Annotated in this window: 2 protein-coding genes; both read right to left on the bottom strand. The window is 40.5% G+C overall.

Features of this window, described 5'->3' with window-relative positions; all coding sequences use genetic code 11:
• Positions 1–592, bottom strand: a 592-nt coding sequence (locus tag QUA57_RS28525; protein WP_333065166.1) for a transposase, incomplete at its 3' end; no start/stop codon positions are given.
• Positions 519–1,106 (bottom strand): hypothetical protein, encoded by a 588-nt coding sequence (locus tag QUA57_RS28530; RefSeq protein ID WP_333065160.1) that lies wholly within the window; start codon positions 1,104–1,106, stop codon positions 519–521. The genes QUA57_RS28525 and QUA57_RS28530, both read right to left, overlap by 74 nt.
• Positions 1,107–1,219: the final 113 nt, after the last annotated feature.

Below are 1,219 nucleotides of genomic sequence, written 5' to 3' on the forward strand. Positions count from 1 at the left end.
CTTGTTGATAAAAGCGACGTTTATTTCGAGTTAACTTCATTAACTGTTCCACTTCATCAGAATATTGTTCGAGATAATTAACCCACTTTTCTCCATCTAAGCCAACACCAAATGTACTCCGTCTTCGATATCTTTTTTTAGGTTCTTGACGCCGACATACATATTTTCCTACCTGCTTTTTCTGAAGTTCAGTACCTTCAAATATTGCCCAACTATAGGCGAGTGTCATCAGCAGAATCATGTTAATCAGTCGGTTGCCTTTTAAGCTAGTTCCTTCCAGATCGTAGCCTCCTGTTTTACAATCTCGAAACATTTCTTCGATACCCATCCGTTGCTTGTAAGCATCGATCGCTGCCCGCAACGACCCTAGATCTGTGAGTATAAACCACGCTTCATCAACCTGCCATGCCCCATAGTTTCTTTTCCACTTACAACCAACATCAAATCCAGTGGCAGGTTGAGTTTTTCTCACTCTTTTACCTTGAAAATATAAAGAGGTTCCCGGCACTATTCCTAATTCATCTAATCGCTGCCAAACTAAATGCTCTGTTTCGATACAATGATTCCTCTTCAGTCTTAAGCAAAAAGACACACCCTTTTCCTTGAGCCAGAATCCTTGCGTCTACCGAACAAAATTCACGGTCTCCTAAAACGATGACTTTATATTCTGAAAATAACGGTAAAACAGGCTCTAAATTGGTAGTCTGTTCCTCGAAGTTGCTGCTCCCCAATTTGGGCAACAATGACCAGTATAATGGAATTGCTCTTCGCTCCCAGATTAAGCTAACCATAAAGAGATTAATGCACCCCCATTGACTGCGGTCGATTGCAATTGATAAACGAGTACCAATGCGGCAATAAGTGGTCAACCAATAAGTAATTAAGGGGAACCCAATTAATGAGATAGTTAAGCTTGGTAAATCCAGAAATCTTTGTAGTTTTCTACGCCGACTTTCCGTTGTAATTGGGTAAGGAAATACCCGTGCCAGTCGTTCTAATCTCACTTGTTTTTCTGATTGCATCACAGATATCAAAGTTGTCATTACAAGAAACTGAGCTGATGTCAGTTGTTTTTTTAAATGAGTCTGGTAAAATGTTGGTATCATTATTTTTTGGATAGGCAAGCGTGTAACAATTATGCTGCCTATCTTTTTTTAGCACACATTGGCTCAATCCTCACCACCTCTGGGTTTCAGGCTGGTTGTCACCCCCCCAGAAG

Origin of the sequence: Microcoleus sp. Pol7_B2, assembly GCF_036701035.1 — a bacterium.
Lineage (GTDB): Bacteria > Cyanobacteriota > Cyanobacteriia > Cyanobacteriales > Microcoleaceae > Microcoleus.